General features: G+C 36.8%; 2 protein-coding genes and 2 pseudogenes. All 4 read right to left on the bottom strand.

Annotation, left to right across the window (positions count from 1 at the left end):
* Nucleotides 1-212 precede the first annotated feature (212 nt).
* Nucleotides 213-1,211: pseudogene (locus ACFIL3_RS09645) on the bottom strand (DUF3987 domain-containing protein); the annotation flags it as partial.
* A gap of 139 nt (nucleotides 1,212-1,350) precedes the next feature.
* Entirely contained in the window at nucleotides 1,351-1,623 is a 273-nt protein-coding gene (locus tag ACFIL3_RS09640) for a type II toxin-antitoxin system RelE/ParE family toxin (RefSeq protein WP_375610964.1), read from the bottom strand.
* Nucleotides 1,620-1,910, bottom strand: coding sequence for a CopG family ribbon-helix-helix protein (locus tag ACFIL3_RS09635; protein WP_375610963.1), 291 nt, complete (start codon nucleotides 1,908-1,910; stop codon nucleotides 1,620-1,622). Before ACFIL3_RS09635 ends, ACFIL3_RS09640 begins: the two co-directional genes overlap by 4 nt.
* 105 nt (nucleotides 1,911-2,015) lie before the next feature.
* Nucleotides 2,016-2,505, bottom strand: a pseudogene (locus ACFIL3_RS09630) (virulence-associated protein E); the annotation flags it as partial.

The following is a 2,505-nucleotide window of genomic DNA, read 5'->3' as shown; positions in this document are numbered from 1 at the left end:
TTGTATTTATGTGTTATGTTTAATATAGGTTGTTTATTTGAAAGATTAACTTATTGAAATATAATAACTTTTATTTTTGACTAAAAAATATATATAAGGGGGGGTAAAAAGACCCCCCAAAACCCCCATACCCCCCCAAAAACTAATGATGGGAAGTGCTTTAAAGGTTCACTGTTATATTGTTTAATGTTTTATAAGATTTCCAAATTGCCTCAGTGTGATGTCTTATGACTTTTCACTAAAGGGTGCCATTCATAACGTATGGTAGGTCGACCGCCTTGGGAGTTATTCTCTCCAGAGATTTCACGAATATAGTTACAACGACATAAAAGCTCTAAAGCTTGCTTAACGGTTTGATTGTCTGTTAAATATTTCCAATCACGTTTATAAACATCCCTTGCTATAAAAACATCGGGTAAACAATCACAGCGTTCAACAATTAATTTTGCACGCTCTGCTGTTAATGTATCCCCCGCCGCATAAAGTCTTTTGACATGACTTAACAGATATTTTTCCCAACGCAAGGCTGTTGTAATGGCATAGAGACCAATTTCTAAACCACCACTATCAAGAAGTTCAAAAATTAACGCAAGGCTTGCTATGGTCTTTGGCATTTTTAAAAGATGCGATTGTAAGCTTTCTGAGTGAGTACCTCCTTTTGCCTCTTTATGAAGATGCTCGAACCATTCATAAAACTTCACTTGTGCTTTAGGAGAAAAACGCATAATCAGTGGTTGTTCGGGAGACCCTAAGCGTTTATCACGAAAAGAGCGAAATACCCCTTCATACTTTTGCCAGACCTCTTGATTGGGCGGTTTATCAACCAATTGCCACTCTTTATTGTCATCGGGCCAGACAATCATTTGAAAGCGTTGCAATAAACCGTCATCGTTTATTCCACGGTGTATGGCTTGAATGAGCGGAATAATGCGTGAAGGTTGAATGCCTCCAATCATGGATAAAGTGACATAAGGGATAAAAATGGTTCCACGCTCTATACGGTCATAAGTAAATTGATCATCGCCATTAAAAGCTGTTAAATAAAAGGCGCGGTCTGATTGATATTCCTTTCTTTCTAGATTGGCTAAAAAGCCAGCCAATTCATCACGCACCATTAAGAGACCACGGGGGTTTTCTTTTAAAAGTTCCCCAAGCTTTTCAACAGACACATCATTGACAATAGTGTCATCTTCATTTTTACGAGTAGAAACTAAGCGGTGTGCAAAGTGCATTATGCAATCATATTCGCAATATTAGAAAAATAATAATTTATCATTATTTACTGATACGGAGCGCAGTATTGTAGAAAATAATTTTCTTCAATTACAAAATAAATAAAAATACAGTTGATTAAGGAAATTTTTTCTTTGTATGGAGCACACGTAAAATACGCACAACGCCATTTGAAATATCATAAATCATGATATAATTTGGATGTACAATAAGTTCACGTGTATTTACAATTCGTCCTAAACGACCAAGGGTAGGAAATTTAACAAGTTTTTCTACTTTTTCAGATAAAAGTTGATCAAACTTTAAGGCAGCGGAAGGATTATCTTGTGATATGTATTCACGTATCTTTTTGCGGTCAACGTGTGCTACTTGTGTCCAAATTAGCTTCATAAAGTTGATCTATCTAGTTTACTTTGTGTCTTTAAGCGCCATTCTTTTGCTTCTGCTTCGATTTCTTCAGAAGACATTATATCACTTGCATTAGCAGAATTTATCCCTAATTGAACTTGTTCCCGAAACCATAAATCGTATGCACTTTTTTCTTTTTGTTCTTTTACGATATCGCGCATATAATCGCGCAATAATTGTGCACCAGATCTATCACACGCCTTTGCTGCTTTGGAAAATTCATTTTTTAATACATCATCGACGCGAAAGGTAAATGTTGTCTCAGCCATTTTACGACCACTTAATGTGTTACAAAGTAGTTCTAATGTAATGTATTTTTACTGTTTCTTCAATAGGTACTATTAGAATAGATATTTTATATCTATTTTGCATTTTCATAGGGTTGAAAGGGACGCCCATAAATCAACGGGCTCTGATAACAACCCAGACAAAAGAGCCAGACCGGTTTCAATGCCTTCACAAATGACCAGATGTTTTGGATTGGCTTGGCTTAAATGCACCCCACCACCCGTTACAGATCCCAACATGGCTTTTGCTGGTTTTTGATCTGTTTTGCAGCCATTGTCTTTTAAAAAGGTTCTATGAATGGCAAAGGAACCAGCCCCCTTAACAAGAGCAATCAACGCGGGCAATGTACCCCCAGAGGGGTGTAGACATTTGTCGTAAAAGCGTAAATCTGTAGGCAAATCACATGTAATATCCCGCATACGTAAATAGGTTTCTGCTAAAGTATTTTTGATTGGTTGGCTTTGTTGCCAAATTGCTCTTTCTGCTTTCCTTTTTGCTTGTTTGAGATCAGCACAAAACTGTTTTGAGAAAGAGAGCGTCTGATCATAAGCTTGTTTTCCAAGCAATCCAATTCTA

Source organism: Bartonella sp. CE47NXGY (assembly GCF_042195415.1).
GTDB lineage: Bacteria > Pseudomonadota > Alphaproteobacteria > Rhizobiales > Rhizobiaceae > Bartonella.
Note: the sequence above shows the minus strand (reverse complement) of the source record. Positions and strands in the feature narration are given on the sequence as shown.

Excerpts from the sequence above, each read along its gene's own strand:
- ACFIL3_RS09640 (WP_375610964.1), bottom strand. The coding sequence starts at position 1,623 with ATGAAGCTAATTTGGACACAAGTAGCACACGTTGACCGCAAAAAGATA.
- ACFIL3_RS09635 (WP_375610963.1), bottom strand. The coding sequence starts at position 1,910 with ATGGCTGAGACAACATTTACCTTTCGCGTCGATGATGTATTAAAAAAT.